At 59.0% G+C, this 22,379-nt stretch carries 16 protein-coding genes and 4 tRNA genes; 9 read left to right on the top strand and 11 right to left on the bottom strand.

From position 1 onward, the window contains the following. Positions 1-196 precede the first annotated feature (196 nt). Complete coding sequence (locus EDC28_RS04570) at positions 197-3,154, top strand: ligand-binding sensor domain-containing diguanylate cyclase (protein ID WP_123420814.1); 2,958 nt, start codon at positions 197-199, stop codon at positions 3,152-3,154. Between the two features lie 42 nt (positions 3,155-3,196). Here EDC28_RS04570 and katG read toward each other — a convergent pair whose 3' ends face one another. The 4 genes from katG to EDC28_RS04550 form a co-directional block, all read right to left on the bottom strand. Continuing rightward, a complete protein-coding gene (gene katG / locus EDC28_RS04565) occupies positions 3,197-5,365 on the bottom strand; it encodes a catalase/peroxidase HPI (RefSeq protein ID WP_123420813.1) in 2,169 nt (722 codons plus the stop codon). A gap of 317 nt (positions 5,366-5,682) precedes the next feature. Further along, positions 5,683-6,636 (bottom strand): MBL fold metallo-hydrolase, encoded by a 954-nt coding sequence (locus tag EDC28_RS04560; RefSeq protein ID WP_123420812.1) that lies wholly within the window; start codon positions 6,634-6,636, stop codon positions 5,683-5,685. 100 nt (positions 6,637-6,736) lie between these two features. Beyond that, complete coding sequence (locus tag EDC28_RS04555; RefSeq protein ID WP_050660875.1) at positions 6,737-7,246, bottom strand: hypothetical protein; 510 nt, start codon at positions 7,244-7,246, stop codon at positions 6,737-6,739. A 68-nt stretch (positions 7,247-7,314) separates the two neighbouring features. After that, entirely contained in the window at positions 7,315-8,202 is an 888-nt protein-coding gene (locus EDC28_RS04550; RefSeq protein WP_123420811.1) for a TIGR01777 family oxidoreductase, read from the bottom strand. 122 nt (positions 8,203-8,324) lie between these two features. Between EDC28_RS04550 and EDC28_RS04545 the strand changes: the two genes are divergently transcribed. After that, entirely contained in the window at positions 8,325-9,362 is a 1,038-nt protein-coding gene (locus EDC28_RS04545; protein WP_148049801.1) for an AI-2E family transporter, read from the top strand. On the opposite strand, the gene EDC28_RS04540 is transcribed toward EDC28_RS04545, so the two are convergent. The 4 genes from EDC28_RS04540 to gloB form a co-directional block, all read right to left on the bottom strand. Beyond that, positions 9,332-9,916 carry an LON peptidase substrate-binding domain-containing protein gene (locus EDC28_RS04540; RefSeq protein WP_123420810.1) on the bottom strand — a complete coding sequence of 195 codons (585 nt, stop codon included), beginning with the start codon at positions 9,914-9,916 and terminating at the stop codon, positions 9,332-9,334. The two genes, EDC28_RS04545 and EDC28_RS04540, sit on opposite strands and share 31 nt — an antisense overlap. Positions 9,917-10,023: 107 nt before the next feature. Next, positions 10,024-11,508: a S10 family peptidase gene (locus tag EDC28_RS04535; protein WP_244946537.1), complete on the bottom strand. Its 1,485-nt coding sequence runs from the start codon at positions 11,506-11,508 to the stop codon at positions 10,024-10,026. Between the two features lie 109 nt (positions 11,509-11,617). Continuing rightward, positions 11,618-13,204, bottom strand: coding sequence for a LysM peptidoglycan-binding domain-containing protein (locus EDC28_RS04530; protein ID WP_050660886.1), 1,587 nt, complete (start codon positions 13,202-13,204; stop codon positions 11,618-11,620). Positions 13,205-13,230: 26 nt separating this feature from the next. After that, the gene (gloB, locus tag EDC28_RS04525; protein WP_123420934.1) at positions 13,231-14,016 is read right to left on the bottom strand and encodes a hydroxyacylglutathione hydrolase; all 786 of its coding nucleotides are present in this window, start codon (positions 14,014-14,016) and stop codon (positions 13,231-13,233) included. Between the two features lie 156 nt (positions 14,017-14,172). On the opposite strand from gloB, the gene EDC28_RS04520 reads away from it, so the two are divergent. Beyond that, entirely contained in the window at positions 14,173-14,814 is a 642-nt protein-coding gene (locus tag EDC28_RS04520) for a methyltransferase domain-containing protein (RefSeq protein ID WP_211355718.1), read from the top strand. Here the strand turns inward: EDC28_RS04520 and EDC28_RS04515 are convergent. Both EDC28_RS04515 and rnhA read right to left on the bottom strand, forming a co-directional pair. Then, positions 14,765-15,532: an HAD-IIA family hydrolase gene (locus EDC28_RS04515; RefSeq protein WP_123420807.1), complete on the bottom strand. Its 768-nt coding sequence runs from the start codon at positions 15,530-15,532 to the stop codon at positions 14,765-14,767. The two genes, EDC28_RS04520 and EDC28_RS04515, sit on opposite strands and share 50 nt — an antisense overlap. Before the next feature lies 1 nt (position 15,533). Further along, positions 15,534-15,998 (bottom strand): ribonuclease HI, encoded by a 465-nt coding sequence (gene rnhA / locus EDC28_RS04510; protein WP_050660887.1) that lies wholly within the window; start codon positions 15,996-15,998, stop codon positions 15,534-15,536. A 76-nt stretch (positions 15,999-16,074) separates the two neighbouring features. On the opposite strand from rnhA, the gene dnaQ reads away from it, so the two are divergent. The 6 genes from dnaQ to EDC28_RS04480 all read left to right on the top strand — a co-directional run bounded on the left by dnaQ (position 16,075) and on the right by EDC28_RS04480 (position 18,927). After that, positions 16,075-16,809, top strand: coding sequence for a DNA polymerase III subunit epsilon (gene dnaQ, locus EDC28_RS04505; protein ID WP_050660881.1), 735 nt, complete (start codon positions 16,075-16,077; stop codon positions 16,807-16,809). Further along, on the top strand, positions 16,797-18,026 hold the full coding sequence (locus EDC28_RS04500) for a hypothetical protein (protein ID WP_123420806.1): 1,230 nt from the start codon (positions 16,797-16,799) through the stop codon (positions 18,024-18,026). The genes dnaQ and EDC28_RS04500 overlap by 13 nt, the downstream gene beginning before the upstream one ends. Positions 18,027-18,106: 80 nt before the next feature. Continuing rightward, positions 18,107-18,183, top strand: a tRNA-Asp gene (locus EDC28_RS04495). A 103-nt stretch (positions 18,184-18,286) separates the two neighbouring features. Continuing rightward, positions 18,287-18,363: transfer RNA gene (locus EDC28_RS04490), tRNA-Asp, on the top strand. Positions 18,364-18,568: 205 nt separating this feature from the next. Beyond that, positions 18,569-18,645: transfer RNA gene (locus EDC28_RS04485), tRNA-Asp, on the top strand. A 205-nt stretch (positions 18,646-18,850) separates the two neighbouring features. After that, positions 18,851-18,927 (top strand) — tRNA-Asp (locus EDC28_RS04480). A gap of 322 nt (positions 18,928-19,249) precedes the next feature. On the opposite strand, the gene EDC28_RS04475 is transcribed toward EDC28_RS04480, so the two are convergent. Next, entirely contained in the window at positions 19,250-22,372 is a 3,123-nt protein-coding gene (locus tag EDC28_RS04475) for an efflux RND transporter permease subunit (protein ID WP_050658768.1), read from the bottom strand. Between the last annotated feature and the right edge of the window lie 7 nt (positions 22,373-22,379).

The raw sequence follows: 22,379 nt of genomic DNA, 5'->3' as shown, positions 1-22,379 counted from the left end.
GCCCTGGTCTTCGCCGCCGGCCAATAACGTCATTTTCTGCCCAAAAGTGCGGCAGTAAATAAGCAAATACCTAATCTGTGCGGCCAAAGGCAAAATAACCGCAGTGTCCGGTCTGTGCCATCGGTTTGAAATCCATTATTGTTAAGCTTTGTTACACATTATCGCAATTCGCTTTAGCAGGACCCTGCCACCGCCCATGAGCCCGCTCTATCGCCTACGGCTGTTTGCCGCAATTTGTCTGTTCTGGGCTGGCCAGGCTGTGGCTGCGCCCGCCTCGGCCATGGCGCCGCTGAGCCACTATTTCAAATCGGTTTGGACTACCCGCGAGGGCCTGCCCCATAACACCATCAACAGCGTTGCCCAAACCCCGGACGGTTATCTGTGGCTAACTACCTGGGAGGGCATTGCTCGCTTTAATGGCAAAGAATTCAAAGTCTTTGGCCGTGATGCCGGTACCGGCCTGCCGGATGCGGGTATTCGCGCCGTTTATGTGGATACCAAGGGCCGCCTTATTATCGGCGGCGCCCGGGGCGGCTTGGCTACCGTGACCGATGGTCATTGGCAGGCTTATAAACCGCTGGGTTATTTGATTAACCGGGTCTGGGCCGATGAGGCGGGCGCCATTTGGGTGGGCACCGAAGGGGGCGGGCTGTTCCGGGTTGATAGCCAGCAGCATGTTAGCCGCTGGACCACCGCCGATGGCCTGCCCAGTAACGCCATCTATAGCATGGTCAAGGCCGATAACGGCGGTATCTGGATTGGCACCGCCAAGGGCTTGGCGCTGTGGCGGGCGGGCAATGTCTCGGCCGTTAAAGGGGTGCCCGAGGTGCCGGTTTTTGATTTGCGGCATTACCAAGGCCAGTTGCTTATCGGCAGTGAGCGCGGCCTCTACCGCCTAAGTGGCAACCGGGTCGAGCCGGTGGCGCCAGCGCTCTTGGACCTGGCTATCACCCAACTGCTGGCCGACCACCAGGGCAGCCTCTGGGTGGGCACGGTGCAACGGGGTATTTACCGGCTCAGCCAACGCTACGGCCTTGAGCATCTGGATATGTCCTTTGGCCTGCCCAGCAACCGGGCGCTGGGGCTTTTTGAAGACCGGGAACACAGTATCTGGGTGGGCACCAATGGCGGCTTGCTGCGGCTGCGCAACTCGCCGTTCTCGGCGGTCACCTCCGATGTGGGGCTGTCTGGCAACTATGTGCGCACCGTCCTTGAAGACCCGAGCGGCGATATCTGGATAGGCACGGCCCGCGGCCTTAACCGTTACTCACCCAGCGAGGCCCGGGTGGTAGAGACGGTGATGCAAAAGCAATCCATTTTGAGCCTGGCCTTTGATACGGATGGCAGCCTGCTGGTGGGCACTTACGCCTCAGGGCTTTATCGCTATCGGCACGGTAAGGCGAGCCTCTTTTTAGACCGGGACAGCGGCCTTAGCTCCAACGAGGTGCGGGCATTGCTGCCCGAAGCCGACGGCAGCCTCTGGGTGGGCACCTCTCAAGGGCTTAACCAGGTCAGCCAAAGTGGCATCAAAAGTTTTGGCAGCAGTGACGGCCTGCCAGGGAATTTTGTGGTGGCGCTCACCCGCTTTGATAACCGGCTCTGGATTGGCACCGGCACCGGCCTTGGCACCTTTGATGGCAAGGGGTTTAAAGCCGTACCCATTCGCCAGCATGACAAGGCCGAGTATGCCTTTGGCTTTTATGCCGAACCGGCCAACAAGCGGCTTTGGGTAGCCACTGACCGGGGCCTTTTGCGCCTCGATGCTGGTAGCGGTAAAAGCGCCTTTATCGGCCGCCAGCAGGGATTGCCCTTTGATAAATACTTCCAAGTCTTTATCGACCGGCAACATAACCTGTGGCTGACCAGCAACCGAGGCATTTTGCGGGTCAGTGAAAATGATGCCAACGCGGTGGCCGACGGCATCGAGCCAAAGCTCAAACCGGTGCTTTATGGCGAGAGTGACGGCATGCTGAGCGCCCAGGCCAATGGCGGCTCCAACCCCACCGTGATTGAGGGGCGAGGTGGCGATATCTGGATAGCCACTGCCGTTGGTGCCAGCCATGTGCAGCCGTCAAGGCTGGACGAAGTGGGGCACTATATTCCCGAAGTGGCAATCGAAGGGCTATGGGTGGATGGCCAGAGCCACAGCCTTACCGGCAAACTGGTGCTGGCGCCGGCGGTGCAGCGCGTGCAGGTGAAATTTGCCGGGCTTAGCTTTATTTTGCCAAGCGCGCTTCATTACCGTTCGCGCCTGGAGGGCTTTGACAGCGGTTGGCATGACAACGGCACCGTCGATCAGTTGGAATTTACCAACCTGGCGCCGGGGCGCTATGTGCTCAGTATCGAGGCCGCCAACCGCGGTGGCGATTGGAGCCTGCCAGCCAGGTTGGTGATCGTCAAACAGCCTTACTGGTGGCAGAGCCACTGGGCGCCCTATCTGGCTCTTGTTTTGGCGTTGTTGCTGGTGGCGCTACTGGTGTTTTGGCGTACCCGGCACCTGCGCCGCTCCGAGCTGCGGCTACTGGAACTGGTGGCCAATAAAACCGACGAGCTAAAGCGCCAGACCGAAAGCCTGCGCCAGGCCAACCAGGAAAAATCCCAGCTCCTTGGCCAGTTGCAGGTCCAAGCCCTGGCCCTTGAAAAACAAGCCCGCCAGGACGTACTGACCGGCCTTGCCAACCGCCGGGCCTTCGACGAGTCCTTGTCGGCCGCTTTTAGCCAGGCCCAGCAGCAACGACAAACCCTGACCCTGGCCTTTATCGACATCGACCACTTTAAAGCCATCAATGACCGCTTTACCCACTGCGTGGGTGACAAGGCGCTGGTGCGGGTGGCGGCGCTATTGAAAAGCCAATGCCGCGAGCAGGATTTGGTGGCCCGCTGGGGCGGCGAAGAGTTTGCATTGTTGCTGCCCAATACCGCCCTTGCCGATGGCTGCCGGCGTTGTGAGCAATTGCGCCAGGCGATAGCCGACATCAATGGCGATGACATTGCCAAAGGCATGGCGCTGACGGTGAGCATCGGAGTGGTGTGCTCAGAGCAGGCAAGCAGCAGCGCCGCCTTGCTGCAAGCGGCGGACGAGGCCCTTTATCTGGCTAAAAACACCGGCCGAAACCAGGTGGTGGCCAGCGCCGGGCCAGTAAAACCGGCATAAAAAACGGCGCCTTAGGGCGCCGTTTTGTTAAGCCTTGGCGGCTTATTTGAGGTCGAAACGGTCGGCTTCCATCACCTTGGTCCAGGCCGCCACAAAGTCGTTAACAAACTTGGCTTTGGCGTCGTCCTGGGCATAGCGCTCGGCAATGGCGCGCAGCTGGGCGTGGGAGCCGAACACCAGATCAACCCGGGTGCCGGTCCACTTGAGCTCACCGGATTTGCGGTCGCGCCCTTCAAACTCGGTCTGGGCACTGTCAGTGCCTTTCCATACCGTGTTCATGTCCAGCAGGTTCACGAAGAAATCGTTGGTGAGCTTGCCGGGGGTCTTGGTCAGCACGCCATGCTGGTTGCCCACATTGGTGCCCAGCACCCGCATGCCCCCTACTAGCACCGTCATCTCAGGGGCGGTGAGGGTCAGCAGTTGGGCACGGTCTACCAGCATGTCTTCGGCGCGGCAGGCGAACTTGGCCTTCTGGAAGTTACGAAAACCGTCGGCAACCGGCTCAAGGGGCGCAAAGGAATCAGCGTCGGTCTGCTCGGCTGTGGCGTCGGTGCGGCCCGGATGGAAGGGCACTTTCACCTCAAAACCGGCGTCTTTGGCGGCTTTTTCCACCCCGGCATTACCGGCCAGCACTATCACGTCAGCCAGGGAAACCTGCTTGCCGCCGGTTTGCGCCTTGTTAAATTCGCTGACAATCCCTTCGAGCTTGCCCAGCACCTTGGCCAGTTGCGCCGGTTGGTTAACTGGCCAGTCTTTTTGCGGCGCCAAGCGCACCCGAGCGCCGTTGGCGCCGCCGCGCTTATCGGAGCCGCGGAAGGTAGAGGCCGAGGCCCAGGCGGTGGAAACCAGCTCAGAGACACTCAGGCCCGAGGCCAATATCTTGGCTTTAACGGCGTCGGCGTCGCTGGGCTCAATCAGTTTGTGGCTAGCCTTGGGCAAGGGATCTTGCCAAATCAGCTCTTCGGTGGGCACTTCCGGGCCCAGATAACGGCTCACCGGCCCCATGTCCCGGTGTACCAGTTTGAACCAGGCGCGGGCAAAGGCGTCGGCCAGCTCATCGGGGTTTTCATAGAAATGGCGGGAGATTTTTTCGTAGGCCGGGTCAACACGCAGCGACAAGTCGGTGGTGAGCATGGTAGGCAGGCGATGGCCCTTGCCGTGCGGGTCCGGGATCACCGCGTCGGCGTTTTTGGCTTGCCACTGCTTGGCGCCAGCCGGGCTGGTGGTGAGTTCCCACTCGTAGTTGAACAGGTTCTCGAAGAAGTAGTTGCTCCACTGGGTGGGGGTTTGGGTCCAGGTCACCTCGGGGCCGCCGGTGATGGTGTCGCTACCCTTGCCAGAGCCAAACTTGCTTATCCAGCCAAGGCCTTGTTCTTCAAGGCCAGCCGCTTCCGGCTCTGGCCCCAGCAGGGAGGCATCCCCGGCGCCGTGGGTCTTACCGAAGGTGTGGCCACCGGCGATAAGGGCCACAGTTTCGTAGTCGTCCATGGCCATGCGAGCGAAGGTTTCGCGGATGTCCTTGGCCGCTGCCAGCGGGTCGGGGTTACCCTCAGGGCCCTCGGGGTTGACGTAAATCAGGCCCATGGTGGTGGCCGCCAGGGGGTTTTCCAAATCGCGCTCGCCGCTGTAGCGCTGGTCGGTGCCGAGCCAGGTGGTTTCGCTGCCCCAGTACACGTCTTTTTCCGGCTCCCAGAGATCTTCGCGGCCACCGGCAAAACCGAAGGTTTTCAGACCCATGGATTCAAGGGCCACGTTACCGGCCAGGATCATCAAGTCGGCCCAGGAGATCTTGTTGCCGTACTTTTGCTTGATGGGCCACAGCAGGCGGCGGGCCTTATCCAAGTTAACGTTATCGGGCCAGCTGTTGAGTGGGGCAAAACGCTGGTTGCCGCCACCGGCGCCGCCGCGGCCATCGGCGATGCGGTAAGTACCGGCGCTGTGCCAGGCCATGCGGATAAAGAGCGGGCCGTAATGGCCAAAATCGGCCGGCCACCAGTCCTGGGAGTCGGTCATCAGGGCGTGCAGCTCCTGTTTGACGGCTTTGAGATCCAGGGAGTTGAAGGCGGCTTTGTAATCGAAACCTGTGTCCTCGGGATTGGACAGGGAAGAGTGCTGATGCAGGATATCGAGGCGAAGCTGGTTAGGCCACCAGTCGCGGTTGGATGTGCCTTCCTTTGAGGTGTGGCCCATCGGACATTTACCAGTAGACATTGCATTCCCCTTATTATGTGAGTCAGTTGCAACCATCAGCATTGGTTATAGTCGCTGCGGTTGCCAGCGTCCCAATATGCCCGAAAAATCATACAGATTGGTTTAATTGAGCCAGCCGATTGGCCCGCAAAAAGGTCGGCTTTTCAGTGCGTTGTAAACGCGCGGTGAGCGTACAGGCCAGAACCGGCAAGGGATAGCCAGAGGTTACTTGGGTTTAATGGTGGCGCACTTACCCTGGCTGGAAACAGACTTTTGCCGCCAGGGTGTTTAAGCGCCGTTTAAAAAACGTGCAGCCAAGACGGCTGCGTGCCACAGCGTTACTGACAACCGGCGGTGCAGTTGCCTTTGCTGTCGAAGGTCAAGGTGCGGCCAGAAAGCGGCAGCAAGGTGTCGGCGTTGGTGGCATCCATAAAGCGCGCGGTCTTGCTGCCGGGCACCACCTTGCCGCCCTGGGTGGCCACTTCGTTGGCGTGAGAGGGGATAACCGAGGTGGGCTCAAGCCACTGGTTCAGCACAAAGGCCGCCTCGCTGGGCCCGGTGGTGTAGGTATCGCCGATGTTCATCACCGCCAGCTTGGCATGGTAGTGGTCGTGCACCACCAGCTTTTGCTCGGCGCTAAGGCCGGTATCCCCGGAAAGGTAAGCCACCAGGCCGTTACTGAAGGTGAGCACATAGCCGGTGGCCGGGCCCACGTCGCCGGCGATGCCGGCCGCCTTCATCTGAGCGCCTAGCTCGCCGCCGATAAGGTCGGGGGCCACGCCGTTACTGTGAAGGGCGGGCACCGTGGCAATTTTTACGCCGCCCACCGTTACGCTGGCGCCAAAACGGGCCAGCACCGAGTCCCGCGGGTCGCCGCCTGCCGCCTTGAGTTTGGCGGCGAAAAAGGCTGGCATCTCTGAGCCGGTAACGATTTTGGCGCCTTTGGCCAGCGCGATGGCGACTGCGTTAGTCTCCGGCACATCCGAGACCATCTGTGGCGTGTCGGCGCAGCCGGCGTTGGGGGCCTTGATATGGGCGCTGCCCACATGGTCGCCATGCATATGGCTGATAAGCACCACATCAATCTTGCCAAGGCGCGGGTCGCTTGCGCCGGCTACCGTCATGCCCGGGTCGTAAAGGATGCGGGTACCCTTGGGATCTTCAAAAACCATGGCCCTGTCCTTGGGGCAAAACTCCCCCTGCTGGCTGCCAAGGGGGGTGACTTTGACGCCAGCGGCGAGAGCCGGGGCAGAGGCGAGCATCAAAAACAACGCGGCGGTCCGGTGCAACATGGTGGTTCCTTGAAGGTGTGGTTGATCCCCTAATGAGTAAAGCATGGCGGGGGGAACGGCAACGCCTGTGGCCTTGAAAAGCGCGCCATTTGGCGCAGCCTCAGCTTTGGGGCGGTTCGCGCTTGTAAACGGTGCCGCCAAACCAATAGCCGAGAATTTGCCCGACCCCGGCGGTCAGTACCCCGAATAAAATCTGGATCTCGCCAATCAGCGAGTTGTCGCCCTTTTTCATGTTGATGGTGTCGCTGGCTTCGACCACCAGCATCGACGACAGCAAAATAAAATAGACCGCTAAAAACAGAACGCTGAGGATGATTTGCGGTAACTGGCTGTGGCCGGAGTGCCGAACGGCCTTTACCGGCGGCAGGCCGCTGGCGGGGTCGACATTCAATCCTTTTAGCTCCTGTTTGAGCTCGCTATCCACGGTTTGCAGTTTTTTGATGTGCTGGGGGTCGCTTAGCAGCAGCCGCAGCAACTCGGCCAAGGGTTTGCCCGGCGCTTCGCTGCCCAGGCGGCTTTTAATGCGGCTGACGGCCATGGCAGCCAGGGGGCCTGAGAGCAGCGCGGCAAGAGTTGGCGCCACCTGGCGCAGCAGTTGGGAATGGGCCATGGTCTCCTCCTGAGATGAAATGCTCAGGCACAACTCACCACGGGCCCCATGTTCGCGCCAGGGGAAGCCTATCCCAGTGCGGCTTTGAAGGCCTCGGCCAGCTCGGGGTAGCGAAACTCAAAGCCGGCTTCCAGTAGCCGTTTGGGGATCACCTTCTGGCCATCCAGTAGCAAGGTGGCGCCTTCTCCCAGCAGCAGCTTGGGTACAAAAGCAGGCATCGGCAGCAGCGCCGGGCGGCCCAGTACCGCGCCCAGGGTTTTGGCAAAATCGCGGCTGCTGACCGGGGTAGGGGCGGTGCAGTTAAAAGCGCCAGAAAGATCGCTTCTTTCCAGCAAAAACAATATGGCAGCCACCATATCGTGGTGGCTTATCCAGCTCATTATCTGCCTGCCTGAGCCCACCGGGCCCCCCAGGCCCAGCTTAAAGGGCAGTAGAATGCGCTCTAGCGCGCCACCTTGGCCTATCACCACGCCGGTGCGCAGCACACAGACTCGGGTAAATTCCTGGGCTTTGAGTGCGCGCTCTTCCCAGCCCTTGCAAAGCCGGTGGCCAAAGTCATCGCTGATGGCGGTGTAACTCTCGGTGACCAGGGTGTCGGGGTCTTGGGGGCCGTAAAAGCCGATGGCCGAGCCGCTGATAAAAACCCTCGGCGGCGAGGCGCTCATGGCGGTTACCAACTCTTCGGTCAGTTGCCAACGGCTTTGGGTAATGCGTTTTTTCTGGTGCTCGCTCCAGCGCTTGGCGGCGATGGGTTCGCCGGCGAGGTTAATCACCACCTGCACCCCACTGAGGTCTGGCACATTGGCGCAGAGTTCGACCTCGGGGCCCAGTAACTGACGGGCCTTATCTTGGTCGCGCACCAAGGCGGTGATGGCGAACCTGTCTTTGAGCTGCTGGCACAGCGCCTTGCCGATAAAACCGGTGGCGCCGGTGATAAAGAGTCTGTCCTTTGTCATAAGAGCCTCCTGGGACTTACCTTGAGTATTAGGGAAAAAACCTAGAAACTCATTATGTTGTCGCCGGCCGGCGACAACCTTCATTCACCTTCTGGCCCTGATGGGAAGGACCTCGTTACACCATGAGCCGAACTTGGATAGTGGGGCTGGCCGCCCTTGTCATCGTGCTGGCGGGCATCAAGCTCTCCGCCGACTTACTGGTCCCTTTGCTGTTGTCTGCCTTTATTGCCATTACCTGCAATCCGCTGGTTAATTGGCTGGAGCGGCACAAGGTGCCAAGGCCGCTGGCGGTGGTGTTGATCATCTTCCTTATCGTGCTTATCGGCCTGATGCTGACCGGCCTGGTGGGCAGCTCGGTGAACCAGTTTACCGCTAATATTCCCCAGTACCGGGCCAAGTTGCTGACCCAGTTTGCCTGGGTAACCGACCAGTTGGCCCGCCTTAACATCCATCTGGACCGCAAACAGCTGCAAACCATCATGGATCCGGGCGCCGCCATGAACATGGCGGCCAATACTCTGACCAGCCTCGGCTCCTTGCTGACCAACTTCTTTGTGATTCTGCTGACCGTGGTGTTCATGCTGTTCGAGGCGGCCAGCCTGTCCGAGAAGGTGCACCGGGCCAGTGGCGGCGCCGAGCATGTCTACCAGGCGCTGCACCGCTTCTTTACCTCGGTGAACCATTATCTGGCCATCAAGACGGTGGTGAGCCTTGGCACCGGTATCTTGATTTGGGCCTGGACCTGGGGCGTGGGGGTGGATTTTCCGCTGCTCTGGGGCGTATTGGCGTTCTTGCTCAATTACATCCCCAATATCGGTTCTATCATCGCGGCGGTGCCGGCGGTATTGCTGGCGCTGCTGCAACTGGGCCTTGGCCATGCCGGCATGACCGCCCTTGGCTTTTTGCTGGTCAATACCCTGATGGGTAACGCCGTAGAGCCCAGGCTCATGGGCCGTGGTCTTGGCATTTCCACCCTGGTGGTGTTTTTGAGCCTTATTTTTTGGGGCTGGTTGCTGGGCTCGGTGGGGATGCTGCTGTCGGTGCCGCTAACCATGATCATCAAGATAGCCCTGGAGTCCAATCCCTCCACCGCCCATATTGCCATTTTGCTGTCTGGTGACCTGCCAGCTCAGGAAGAGGCCAAGGATGCGCGCAGCTGAAAGCACAGAAAGTGCAGGGCGCTTTGGCAGTCGGCACTTTCGATAAAGGGTTGGCGCTCAGGGCCTGACAGCGGCAGGATCTCCAGCCAACGGGCGGTGAGCCAGGCGGCGTCGTCAAAGTGAGGGGCCGGGTACAGCTCGGCCAGCTCCGGGTGCTCGTCAAACAGCTGGGCCAGCAGGTTTTTAAGGATATCGGCATCGTCCGGCAAGGGCGCCGCCGGCCAGTTGTCCAGCAAGGAGACCTTGGCCACATGGAGTTTGTCGTCTTCTTGATGGCTGCTATCGATGCGATAGCGCTGGCGCCCTTCTACCGTGATGCCAAGGCGCCCGTCACTTAAGGTCTCAAAATCCACCACTTCCACTAGGGTGCCTACCGGGCAGAGTCTTGCCGGGGTATTAAGGGGCGCCTTGGGGTTGGGCATGCAAATACCAAAAGGGCGGCGCCCGGCCATGGCGTCGGCCACCATGCGCAGGTAACGGGGTTCAAATATCCGAAGGGGCATACGCCCGCCGGGCAGGATTTGGGTATCAAGGACAAACTGGGCAAGGTCCATGGGGCTTCTCACTGTGACTTCTGAGCGGTTATACCCCTGCGCGACGTGGGTAGATCAGCGCCAATAAAAAAGCCCGGCTTTAGCCGGGCTTTTGGGTCTATTTGGGCTTAATAGGCGCTTTTGATAAAGGCGCGGATGTTATCGGCCAGTTTCTCGCGGGAGGCGGGCTGCACGTACATCATGTGCCCGGCCGGGTAGTAGCTGAAGGACACATTCTTCTCGATGCTGGGCTCAAGGCCCATATGGCTGAAGGTGTACTCGGTGGCGAAGAAGGGGGTTGCCATGTCGTAGTAGCCGTTGGCCACCATCACCTTGAGGTGAGTGTTGGTGCTCATGGCATGGCGCAAGTCTTCGGCCACGTTGGTGTAGCCCTTCCAGCCACCTTTACCCCAGTCCCAACCCATGTTCACTTTGTAGGACAGGATTTGGTATTCGCTGTCGTCCTTGAACTTGAGCTCGCGGCGCACGTAGTCGTTAAAGGCGGCGGTGTAGGGGCCCATGATGGCGGTGTAGCTGGGGTCGTGCTCGAAGGTCTCGCCGGCGGCGTCGTGGTCGATGCCTTCAAAGCGGCTGTCCAGGCGGCCAACGGTGCGGCGTTTGTCCCGCAGCAGTTCTTTGGTAAAGCGCATGATGTCGATGCGCAGGTTGGTTTGATCCAGGTAGGCCTTGGACAGGCCGGTGTACTGGTGCAGCTTGTCGATGATGCGGGCCTTTTCTTCGGCGCCGATATCGCTGCCCTTAAAGAGCGCCGCGGCGTATTCGCCACCGGCAAAGGCGCGCACTTCTTTTAAGAAGGCTTCCAAGTCCTTTGGCTTGTTCGGTAGGGCGTCGTGGTACCAGGCAGTGGCAGCGTAGGTGGGCAGGTAGGTGATGTAGGGCAAGTCGTTACCTGGGTTGAAGCTGATGGTGGAGAAATCCAGCACGCTGGACATCAGCACCACGCCGTTCATGTACACGCCGTGGCTTTCCAGCTCATCAACCACTGCCGCGCTGCGGGTGGTGCCGTAGGACTCGCCGGCCAGGAATTTAGGAGAGTTCCAGCGCTCGGCTTTGGTCAGCCACAGGCGGATAAACTCGGCCATGGCCTTTTTATCGCTGTCCACTCCCCAAAAATCCTTACCTTCCTTCTTGCCTTCGGCCTTGGAGTAGCCGGTGCCGACCGGGTCGATAAACACCAAGTCTGTGGTGTCGAGGATACTGTCTTTGTTGTCTACCACGTCAAAAGGCGCGTTGGCCGGCTGGGTAACGTCGGGAAATTTGACGATACGCGGGCCAAGGGCGCCCATGTGCAGCCACACCGAGGACGAGCCCGGGCCGCCGTTGTAGGCAAAAGTCACCGGGCGCTTGCGCGCATCGTCCACACCGTCTTTGGTGTAGGCAATGTAGAAGAAGCTGGCGGTGGGGTTACCCTTGTCGTCTTTGAGCACCAGGGTGCCGGTGGTGGCTTTGTATTGGACCTTGTCACCTTGGATGCGCACGCTGTGCTCGGTAACCACGTGTTGTTCTTTGACGTCCGGCACCGGAGCGTCGGCCTTGTCGGCGGCCCACAGCGGGGCGGCAACCAGGGCCAGGCTAAGCAGGAGAGTTCTCACGGACACTGTCTCTGTTGTTATGGATTTGCCTGAGTATTACCACCCCGGCGGCCTCGGTAAAACCCCGGCGCGACAAAAAGCAAAAGGCCCGCGTTCTGCGGGCCTTTTATCAGGAGCGGGTCACATCCACCAGCAACTTGAGCACCTGGCCCGGTTGCAGGTAATTGTCGGCGTCTAACTGGTTCCATTTCATTAGATCAGCCACCGACACCTTGAACTTGCTGGCGATGGTCGACAGTGAATCGCCACTGCGCACCTTGTAGCTGACGTTGCGGTTGACCCCTTTGACCTCGGAGTCCAGGCGCACGGTCAGCTTCTTGTTCAGCGACAGGGTGTCCTTGGTGGACATGTGGTTCCAGCGCGCCAGATCCTTGACCTTGACGTTGTACTTGTGGGCGATGGTCCACAGGCTCTCGCCGCTGCGCACGCTGTGGGTCAGGGTGGCGGTGCGGTTGGCAACGGCTTGGCTTGGCCGGCCGTCGGCCAGGGCTTGGCTCGACAGCGGGATCATCAAATCCTGGCCAACCCGGATAAGGTTACCCTTGATGTGGTTGGCCTTGCGAAGGGCGGCCACGTCGGTGTCGTAGAGGTGGGCGAGCTTGAGCAGGCTGTCACCGCTTTTGACCTTGTGCATGGTCCAGCGCAGGCGATCTTTAGCCGGCAGCGCTGCCAGCTTGGTCTCGAAGGTTTCGGCCTTGGCCTTGGGCAGCAGCAGGGTCTGGGTGCTGCCTGGGCTGGTGGCCCAGCGGTTAAAACCGGGGTTTAAGGCATGCAGCTTACTGACGCTGATGCCGGCCAAGTCGGCCGCAACCGACAAATCCAGCTGCTTTTTCACCTTCACCTGGGCCAAGCGCGGTTCGTTGGCCACCGCATTAAAGTGATTGCGACCTTGTTCGCTTTTCAAAATCTCGGCCAGGGCCAGCAACCGCGGCACATAGGCGCGGGTTTCCTTGGGCAGGGCCAGATGCCAAAAATCGGTGGGCTTGTTGTGCTTCTTGTTGTAGGCGATGGCGCGCATCACCCGGCCTTCGCCGGAGTTGTAAGCAGCCAGGGCGTTGAGCCAGTCACCGTCAAACATCTCGTTGAGGTATTTGAGGTAGGCGATGGCGGCCTTGGTAGAGGCCAGCACGTCGCGGCGGCCGTCATACCAATAATCCTGTTCAAGACCAAAACGGTCACCGGTACCGCTGATGAACTGCCACATGCCGGCAGCACGGCCATGGGAGTAAGCAAAGGGGTCGAAGGCGCTTTCTACTATGGGCAGCAGTGCCAGCTCGGTGGGAACCTTGGCATCTTCAAGCTGCTGGACAATCAAGAACAGGAAAGGCTCGGCCCTTTTGGATACCCTCTCGAGGTATTTGGGGTGTTTCTCAAACCAGCGTTTTTGCGCCAGGATGCGCGGCTCTTCGGTGTTGTAGTTGAGCGCGAAATCATTGGCGATAACGTCCCAGAGGTCGTCAAACGGGGCCACCTGTTCACCGTTTTGGTCGGCATCGGCCAACACGTCCACCTCGGAGCTTTCGGGCTCAGGCGGCAAGGTGTCGTCACCGGCGGCAGCGACTGCGGTGTCATTGTCGGGGGTGTCCGTGGCCGGGCTTAGCGCCACCGGCAGCGGCTCAGCCTGCTGCGCGGTTTTGGTCATCTGGCAGCCGGCCAACAGTACCGGCAGCAATAAGGCTAACGCTGTCTTATTCATCAAAATCTGCATTGTCGGGGGCAAATTCAGCTTTCATCTTTAAAGCGTCGCAAAGCCGCAAAAACGTCGACTGCTGTCGGGCAGGGCGCTTTGGCGTAAGCCTCGGCGGCGTCCTTGACGGCAATCTCTTGGGCGCGCAAAAAAGGGTTGATGGCCTTTTCTTTCGCTATTGTGGAGGGCAGGGTGGGCAGGTTGTGCTGCCGGCGCTCTGCCACGTCCTCCATGTAGGTTTTCAAGGCCTGGTTAGCAGGCTCTATCTTCCAGGCAAACCGCAGGTTGGCCTGGGTGTATTCGTGGGCGCAGTAGACCCGGGTCTCGTCCTTAAGGGCCGCCAGCTTGGCAAGCGAGCGGTACATGGTTGGGGCGTCACCTTCGAACAATCGGCCGCAACCTGCGCTGAACAAGGTATCGCCACAAAACAGCATTCCCTGCCCGTGGTAGGCAATATGGTCCAGAGTATGCCCGGGAACGCTAATTACTTGCAAAGGGCTAAGACGTTGAAGTTGAACCTGATCACCCTCTGAAACCGGATGGCTAATGCCATCAATGGCTTTGTTGGTGGGGCCAAACACCGGCACCGCAAATTTTTCCAATAAAGCGCGGATACCGCCGGTGTGGTCGCTGTGGTGGTGGGTGATGAGGATGGCGCTAAGGGTCAGTTGGCGCTCGGCCAAGGCGCTGAGCACCGGGGCGGCGTCGCCCGGGTCGACTACGGCCACCTTGCCGGGGCCGGTCTCGATGGCCCAGATATAGTTATCTTTAAAGGCGCTGATGGCAAAAACGGGGTCTTGATGAGGCAACGGCTTGTTCATCGCTCGCTCCGCAGGCACAGTGTCATTGATACAGATTGGAAAGGTTGGTTGGCGATGCTGTTTGGCCCCATAAAGAGGCATCATTCGGGCACCATGCCTGAGTCCTGGCAAAGTCTCAAGGACGGTAGCTGGCTGCTCGAACAGGAGGCGTGCCGGTTGAGCCTTTGGTGGCCGCGGTTCTACGGTTATTACCTGGTCAAGCTCGGCCCTCTAGCCGGCGCCTTTGACACCTCGGCGGCCAGGATGCAGCGCCAATGGCATATGGGCGCTACCGGTCAGGTGCATTTTGCCGGCAGCGAGCTGCCGCTGCAGGGCCGCAGTGTCGATGTGCTGGTGCTGTGCCACAACCTTGAATACAGCAAAGACCCACACCAGCTGATGCGCGAAGCCGAGCGGGTGCTGGTGGAAGGCGGGCATCTGGTGCTGACCGGCTTTAACCCCTTGTCATTGATGCACTTAACGGCCTTTTGGAAACGCTCTCCGCCCTTTGATGGCCATTTTTATCATCCGCTGCGGGTCAAGGATTGGCTGGCGTTGCTGGGCTTTGAAATTTTGGCCGATGACCGTCTGCTGTTTGGGCCGCTGTCGTCTAAAACCCCGCACTGGCTCGAAGCCCTGGGCGAGAACTACGCGCCCTTTTTCGGCGGTGTTTATATGCTGGTAGCCCGCAAAAGAGCCATTCCCATGACCGTTACCCCGGCGCTGAGCCGTCAACGTAAAAGGGTGGTTAATCCACTTGCTGGTACTGTTACTGGTCGCGTAGCCAGGCTGGAAGCGCCCAAAGCCCCGCGAGAATAACGTCGCTTTGGCGCCCGTTAAGCTGGCTGCTGCGAAACTTGCCGGTTTTCACCAAAATGCCGGTCAGCCCAGCGTCCATGGCGGCGAGGGCATCGGTGTTGATGTCATCTCCCACCATCGCCACTTCGTTTGGGGCCAGGTTTAGAAGCCGCGCCCCGAGGTGAAAAGTCTCACGGCCCGGTTTGCCGCACACCACTAAGGGGTTGCCGCTGCTTTGGGTGAGGAGCCTGGCAAAAGGGCCCACATCCAGCATTAGCTGGTCCTTGCCTTGGTAAAAATCCGACAGGCCCAGGCTTATCACCGGCACTTTGGGGTGCTCGATAAGGTAGTTAAAGGCGGCGTTCAACAGCTCATAGCGCCAATCCTTGCCAAGGTCGGCCACCACCAACGCCTGGGGGCGGGTTTTGTCCAGCACAAAGCCGTCAAAGGCGCTTTTAAGGGCCGGGTTTGTCAGCAGCCAGATGCGTTCAAGGCCCCGCCCTTCAAGCTCGGCCCTGGCCACTGTTACCGGGGTGATAATGTGGCTGGCAGGAATGTTGACACCCAGTTGACCAAGCTTTTTGGCCAGCATGTCGCTTGAAGCGCTGGTGGTGTTGGTAACAAAAGCCAGGGGCACATTGGCTTGTTGCAGGGCATGGATGGCTTCAACGGCGCCGGGCAGCGCGCCTTGGTGCTGGTAGACCACCCCGTCCAAGTCGCAAAGGATGCCCTTGACCATCTCAGCCCTCGAACCCGCTGTCTTCCAGCAAATTGCTCGACTCGGCCGCTTCTCTTGCCAGTTGGTCTACCTTTTCGTTCTCGGGGTGGCCTGAATGGCCCTTGACCCAGTGCCAGCGGATGTCATGCAAACTGGCGGCGGCGTCTAAGCGTTGCCAAAGGTCTTGGTTTTTTACCGGTTGGCGGCTGGCGGTGCGCCAACCATTTTTCTTCCAGCCGGCCATCCAGGAGGTAATGCCCTGGCGCACATATTGGCTGTCGGTCCAGATATCGATGGAGCAGGGCTCTTTAAGCACCTCCAGCCCCTTGATGGCGGCCAGCAGCTCCATGCGGTTGTTGGTGGTGAGCTTATAGCCCTGGCTCAGGCATTTTTCATGCTGGCGATAACGTAGCAGTACGCCATAGCCGCCTGGGCCCGGGTTACCCAGGCAGGAACCGTCGGTATATAGGGTTATCTGTTTTTGCACTGCGCTTTCATTGGTAAGATGCCGATAATCTTTCAAGTGTGCCTTTCTCGGCGCCGGTCAGCAAACACAAGGTGTTATGAGCGAACAGATACATCGTCAGGTGGTACTGGATACTGAGACCACCGGTATGAACCAGGATGTGGGCCCCCATTGGGAAGGCCACCGCATTATCGAGATTGGTTGCGTGGAGGTGATAAACCGCCGCCTGACCGGCCGCCATTTTCATGTGTATTTGCAGCCTGACCGGCCGGTAGATCCGGAAGCCTTTGAAGTTCATGGTATTTCTGACGAGTTTCTGAAAGACAAACCCCGCTTTGGCGACGTGGCCCAGGAGTTCATCGAGTTTATCCGTGGCGCCGAGCTGGTTATCCATAACGCCCCCTTCGATATCGGCTTTATGGACTTTGAGTTTCGGATGTGGAACCCCCAGCAGCCGCCCACCCAGCAGTTTTGCACCGTAACCGACTCGCTGGTGCTGGCGCGCCAGATGTTCCCGGGCAAGCGCAACAACCTGGACGTATTGTGCGACCGCTTCTTTATCGACAACTCCGGCCGTACCCTGCACGGCGCTTTGCTTGATGCCGAGATCTTAGCCGACGTTTATCTGGCCATGACCGGTGGCCAAACCAAGCTCAACCTGGTGGCAAGCGGCGGTGACGGCTCCGATACCGGCGGCAATGAAATTCGCCGTCTAGCCCTGGCTGCCGACGCCTTAAGCGTGGTGCGGGCCAGCGCCGACGAGCTGGCAGCCCACGAAAGCCGCCTCGATTTGGTGGAAAAGAAAGGGGGCCACTGCCTGTGGCGGCAATAAAGGCCAGCCTGGGCCTGGCGGCCCTTTGCCTTGCAAGCCAGGCCTTAGGCGCCGAGCCCAAGGACACCTTGCCCCAGTCGCTGTTGTACCTGCAAAACGTCTTTCATCTTCCCAAAGGCCCCTACTATCAAGTGCTGCGCCGTAAAAGCGGCAGCGACTCGCTGATCTTGGTGGGCCCCGATGGCAACAAATTCTACCGCGACCGCCACCCCGACACCGTGGACTGGTACTCAGCGCCGGGCATGGACATTGTCCGTATGGCATCGGCGCGCCCCGGCCCCTGGCAGGCCATTGGCGAATTCACCGGCCGTTATCCCTTCAAGGGCTTTACCTTTGGCGCCCCTGCTTGGCCCAATCCCCGTTACGTAGGGGAACAGACCGAGCTTTGCCAGCAAATTGCCGAGCCGGCCGGCAGTTTAAGTGCGGCGGAATTTACTCGGCTGGTGGACGCCCGTACCTGGTTTACCAGCAGTCACGTGGGGAAGGACGACAACTTTGCCTTTGGCTCTACCGCCAAGGTGCACCTCAAAGGGCTGGGCGGCCGTTATTGCGCCACCCTCAACGTGCCCACCCTGGCCGGGCACTATCAATGGTCGCTGCGCGATTCGGCGGTGTTTGACAGCCAAGAGTTCACCCAGGAGCTGCTGCTAAAACCCTTGCCGCTCACCATCGACACGCCGCTGCCACAAGACGACCTTAGCCCGCTGATTTACCGGGCCACCCTTAACGACGACACCCTGGACCTGCAATCGGTGCGGATAGCCCTCACCCTGCATCTGGCCAACAACCAGCAGGTAAAACGCATTTTGCGCCCTGTTAACGGTGTGGCCGAGCTGCGTTATCTGCAGACGCCGGGGCACGCCATCACCGTTAGCGGTAAAGTGGATTTTATCGACGCCGAGGGCACGGCAAGGGAGCTGCAACTACCTGAGCGGACCCTGGTTTCGGTACCGCCGCCCAAACCCAAGCCCCCTGTCGACCCGCAGGCCGAAGCGGCGAAGCCAGCAGCAAATTCCGGCTTTTCGGCGTGGTGGCTGCTTTTTGCACTGGTGCCTGTGATTTTTGGCACACTTTGGTGGTGGTTAAGGGCCCGTAAACGCCAAGAAGCTTTGCCTACAGAGGAGGCGCAATTGCCCGAATCTCAACCGCAAACGCCGGAAAATGATGGCTTTTTGCTCGATTTGAGCCGCCCTGACGATGTAGACGAAAAAAATTAAGAAAAGGTGTTGACGCTAGACGCGCGCCGAACGTAGTATTTGCGCCGCACCGGGGGGATGACCACCGGATAGCACTGAGCGGAGTGGTAGTTCAGTTGGTTAGAATACCGGCCTGTCACGCCGGGGGTCGCGGGTTCGAGTCCCGTCCACTCCGCCAACTAATTTAATGCGATGAGAACTTGGTTCTTGTCGTCGCGGGAAACCGCTAGTGACAATGTACCAAGCGGTTGCACGCCGATTGGTAAAAAAGAATAAAGTGCGGAGTGGTAGTTCAGTTGGTTAGAATACCGGCCTGTCACGCCGGGGGTCGCGGGTTCGAGTCCCGTCCACTCCGCCACTAATTAAATGCGATAAGGGCTTGGTTCTTATCGTCGCGGAGGAAAGCCAAGGCTTTCCGGGTCGCGGGCCTAGCCGGCCACGTTGAGTCCCGTCCACTCCGCCTAATTTAATGCGATGAGAACCTGGTTCTTGTCGTCGCGGGAAACCGCCAGTGACAATGTATCAAGCGGTTGCACGCCAATTGGTAAAAAAGAATAAAGTGCGGAGTGGTAGTTCAGTTGGTTAGAATACCGGCCTGTCACGCCGGGGGTCGCGGGTTCGAGTCCCGTCCACTCCGCCACTAATTAAATGCGATAAGGGCTTGGTTCTTATCGTCGCGGAGGAAAGCCAAGGCTTTCCGGGTCGCGGGCCTAGCCGGCCACGTTGAGTCCCGTCCACTCCGCCTAATTTAACGCAATAAGAACTTGGTTCTGATTGCAGCGGGAAACCGCCAGTGACAATGTACCAACCGGTTGCACGCCGCTTGGTAAAAAAGCATAAAGTGCGGAGTGGTAGTTCAGTTGGTTAGAATACCGGCCTGTCACGCCGGGGGTCGCGGGTTCGAGTCCCGTCCACTCCGCCACTACTTAAAAAACCCGACCTTGTGTCGGGTTTTTTGTTAGCCAAACCGTGCCCCGAAGCCCTTGCTGGCTTCTGGTTCGCGGACCAGGCTGATGGTTTATGGGAGCCATTGGCACACTTGGTCTGCTCTTATCGACATCTGTCCGTTGTCTATTCGTTCTGTATTGCCCTGTGCGACTCGATAGTGCCAGCTTAAGCCTACGAACCCTTCCTCATACAAAGCCTTCAGATGCCTTCCTAAAGGTTTTTATGAAGGTCAGTAACCCAAGATTGGCGACATAAAAAAAGCGCCCATTCGGGCGCCTTTTAGCAAGCCTGTCGGCTTAGTTATCTACTTTCTTACCCACCAGCTTGTGGGACAGGCGTTCAACCAGCACAAAGAACAGCGGCACAAAGAAGATCCCCAAGGCGGTGGAGGCAATCATGCCACCCAACACCCCGGTACCTACCGCGTTCTGGCTGCCAGAGCCGGCGCCGGTACTAAGAGCCAGCGGCACAACACCGAGGCCAAAGGCCAGTGAGGTCATCAGGATGGGGCGAAGACGCATCCGCACCGCATCCAGGGTCGACTCCACCAAGCCCTTGCCGTTGTCGAACTGCTCTTTGGCAAACTCGACGATAAGGATGGCGTTCTTGGCTCCCAGACCGATGATGGTCAGCAGCGCCACCTGGAAGTAAACGTCGTTAGACAGACCGCGCGCGTCGGTTGCGATCAGGGTACCTAGCACACCCAGCGGGATCACCAGCAGCACCGAGAACGGAATGGACCAGCTCTCATACAGGGCCGCAAGACACAGGAATACCACCAGGATGGACAGGGCATAGAGACCTGGCGCTTGGTTGCCGGACAGTTTTTCCTCATAGGAAAGGCCAGTCCACTCCAGGCCAAAGCCTGGGGGCAGTTTGGCAACCAAAGACTGCATGGTGTCCATGGCACTACCTGAGCTAAAGCCTGGCGCCGCGGCACCTTGGATCTCCACCGCCGGCAGACCGTTATAGCGCTGCAGCTGCGGAGAGCCATAAGTCCAGTGGCCACTGGCAAAGGCGGAGAAGGGCACCATATCGCCACTGCTGTTACGCACATACCAACGTTTTACGTCTTCAGGCTGCATGCGGTAAGGGGCTTCACCCTGCACATAAACCTTCTTGACGCGGCCACGGTCGATAAAGTCGTTCACGTAGCTACTACCCCAAGCGGTGGTAATAACCGAGTTGATATCGGCCACGCTAACGCCCAAGGCGCCGGCTTTACGGTGGTCGATATCCAGTTGGTACTCGGCTTTGTCGCTTTGGCCGTTGGGCCGCACCGCCACCAAAGAGTGGTCTTGCGAGGCCATGCCCAACAACTGGTTACGGGCGGCCATCAGTTTCTCATGGCCTTGGGAGTTACGGTCTTGCAGGTACATGTCAAAGCCGTTGGCGGTGCCCAGTTCCAATACCGCTGGCGGCACGAAAGCGAACACCATGGCGCCTTTGATTTGGCTAAAGGCGCCCATGGCCCGGCCGGCAATGGACTGTACGTCGCTGCCAGGCGCAGTACGCTCACTCCAGTCTTTGAGTTTAACGAAGGCGATACCCATGTTCTGGCCTTGGCCAGCAAAGCTGAAGCCGCCGATAGAGAACACCGAATAGACGTTGTCTTTCTCTTTGGTATGGAAGTAGTTCTCAACCTGCTTGAACACCTTGAGGGTTTGTTCCTGGGTTGAGCCCTCTGGCAACTGCACCTGGACGAACAATACGCCTTGGTCTTCGTCGGGCAAGAAGGAGCTTGGGGTGCGGCTAAAGAGCCAGCCCACTGCCACGACGATCAGCAGATAGATGATCATCATCCGGCCACCGCGCTTGAGGATGCCGGCAACGGTGCTCTGATAGCCGTGGGCGCGTTTATCAAACCAGCGGTTGAACCAGCCAAAGAAGCCGCGTTCGGAACCGTGATGGCCTTTTTCCACCTGCTTGAGCATGGTGGCACAAAGCGCAGGGGTCAAAATCAACGCCACCAGCACCGACAGCGCCATGGCCGAGACGATGGTCACCGAGAACTGGCGGTAGATAACCCCGGTTGAGCCAGTCATAAAGGCCATGGGCAGGAATACCGCCGACAGCACCAGACCGATGGCCACCAGCGCGCCGGTGATCTGGTCCATGGATTTCTTGGTGGCTTCCTTAGGCGACAGGCCTTCTTCACTCATCACCCGCTCGACGTTCTCCACCACCACGATGGCGTCATCCACCAACAGGCCGATAGCCAGTACCATGGCGAACATGGTCAGGGTGTTAATGGAGTAACCGAACAACGACAGCACCCCGAAGGTGCCCAACAGCACCACAGGTACGGCAATGGTGGGAATAAGGGTGGCCCGGAAGTTCTGCAAGAACAGGTACATGATGAGGAACACCAGTACCACGGCTTCAATCAGGGTATGCACCACGCCTTCGATAGAGAGTTTTACAAAGGGGGTAGTGTCAAAGGGCACTACCGCCTTCAGCCCCTCAGGGAAGAACTTGGAGAGCTCGTCAATTTTGGCTTCTACCGCTTTAGCGGTATCAAGGGCGTTAGCACCGGTAGCCAGGCGAATACCCACACCGGTGGCGGCTTGGCCGTTGAAGTTACTGGTGAAGTTGTAGTTCTCGGAACCCATCTCCACTTTGGCCACGTCTTTTAGGTAGACGTTGGCACCGTCGGTGCCGGTGCGCAGCAGAATGTTGCGAAACTGCTCAGGGGTTTGCAGGCGGCTTTGGGCGGTGACGGTGGCGTTCAGCTCCTGGCCGGCCACCGACGGGGTACCCCCCAACTGGCCAGCAGCCACTTGGGCGTTCTGGGCCTGGATGGCTGCAGTTACGTCAGAGGCGGTGAGGCTGTACTTTTTCAGCAGGTAAGGGTCCAACCAGATACGCATAGCGTACTGAGAACCAAACACCTGCAGTTCACCTACCCCTTGCACCCGGCTCAGCGCGTCTTTGACGTTGGAGTTGATGTAGTCGGCGATGTCCGCTTTATCCATGGAGCCATCTTCGGAAACGAAGGCGTACACCATCAGGAAGTTACGCACCGACTTGGTCACCGTTACCCCTTGGCGCTGCACACTTTCCGGCAGCAGCGGGGTGGCCAGTTGCAGTTTGTTCTGCACCTGAACCTGAGCGATATCCGGGTTGGTACCCTGGGTAAAGGTCAGGGTAATGGTGGCCTGGCCGTTGGAGTTACTGGAGGACGACATATAGTTCAGGCCATCGATGCCATTCATTTGCTGCTCGATGACCTGGGTTACGGCGTCTTCCACCGTTTTGGCCGATGCACCGGGGTAGTTGGCGGTAATGGTTACCGTCGGCGGTGCGATGCTGGGGTACTGGGCGATAGGCAGGCGAACAATCGCCAACACGCCAACCAGCATGATGAGAATCGCGATCACCCAAGCAAAAATAGGGCGTTCAATAAAAAACCGTGGCATGAAAGCT

Origin of the sequence: Gallaecimonas pentaromativorans (genome assembly GCF_003751625.1) — a bacterium.
Lineage (GTDB): Bacteria > Pseudomonadota > Gammaproteobacteria > Enterobacterales > Gallaecimonadaceae > Gallaecimonas > Gallaecimonas pentaromativorans.
This window is presented reverse-complemented; position numbering and strand designations above follow the sequence as displayed.

Bases quoted from the DNA above. Each gene is read 5' to 3' on its own strand.
- EDC28_RS04560 (WP_123420812.1), bottom strand. From the start codon at position 6,636: ATGTTGCACCGGACCGCCGCGTTGTTTTTGATGCTCGCCTCTGCCCCG.
- EDC28_RS04530 (WP_050660886.1), bottom strand. From the start codon at position 13,204: ATGAATAAGACAGCGTTAGCCTTATTGCTGCCGGTACTGTTGGCCGGC.
- dnaQ (WP_050660881.1), top strand. From the start codon at position 16,075: ATGAGCGAACAGATACATCGTCAGGTGGTACTGGATACTGAGACCACC.
- katG (WP_123420813.1), bottom strand. From the start codon at position 5,365: ATGTCTACTGGTAAATGTCCGATGGGCCACACCTCAAAGGAAGGCACA.
- EDC28_RS04550 (WP_123420811.1), bottom strand. From the start codon at position 8,202: ATGACAAAGGACAGACTCTTTATCACCGGCGCCACCGGTTTTATCGGC.
- EDC28_RS04570 (WP_123420814.1), top strand. From the start codon at position 197: ATGAGCCCGCTCTATCGCCTACGGCTGTTTGCCGCAATTTGTCTGTTC.
- EDC28_RS04555 (WP_050660875.1), bottom strand. From the start codon at position 7,246: ATGGCCCATTCCCAACTGCTGCGCCAGGTGGCGCCAACTCTTGCCGCG.
- EDC28_RS04515 (WP_123420807.1), bottom strand. From the start codon at position 15,532: ATGGTCAAGGGCATCCTTTGCGACTTGGACGGGGTGGTCTACCAGCAC.
- EDC28_RS04475 (WP_050658768.1), bottom strand. From the start codon at position 22,372: ATGCCACGGTTTTTTATTGAACGCCCTATTTTTGCTTGGGTGATCGCG.
- EDC28_RS04545 (WP_148049801.1), top strand. From the start codon at position 8,325: ATGAGCCGAACTTGGATAGTGGGGCTGGCCGCCCTTGTCATCGTGCTG.
- gloB (WP_123420934.1), bottom strand. From the start codon at position 14,016: ATGAACAAGCCGTTGCCTCATCAAGACCCCGTTTTTGCCATCAGCGCC.
- EDC28_RS04540 (WP_123420810.1), bottom strand. From the start codon at position 9,916: ATGGACCTTGCCCAGTTTGTCCTTGATACCCAAATCCTGCCCGGCGGG.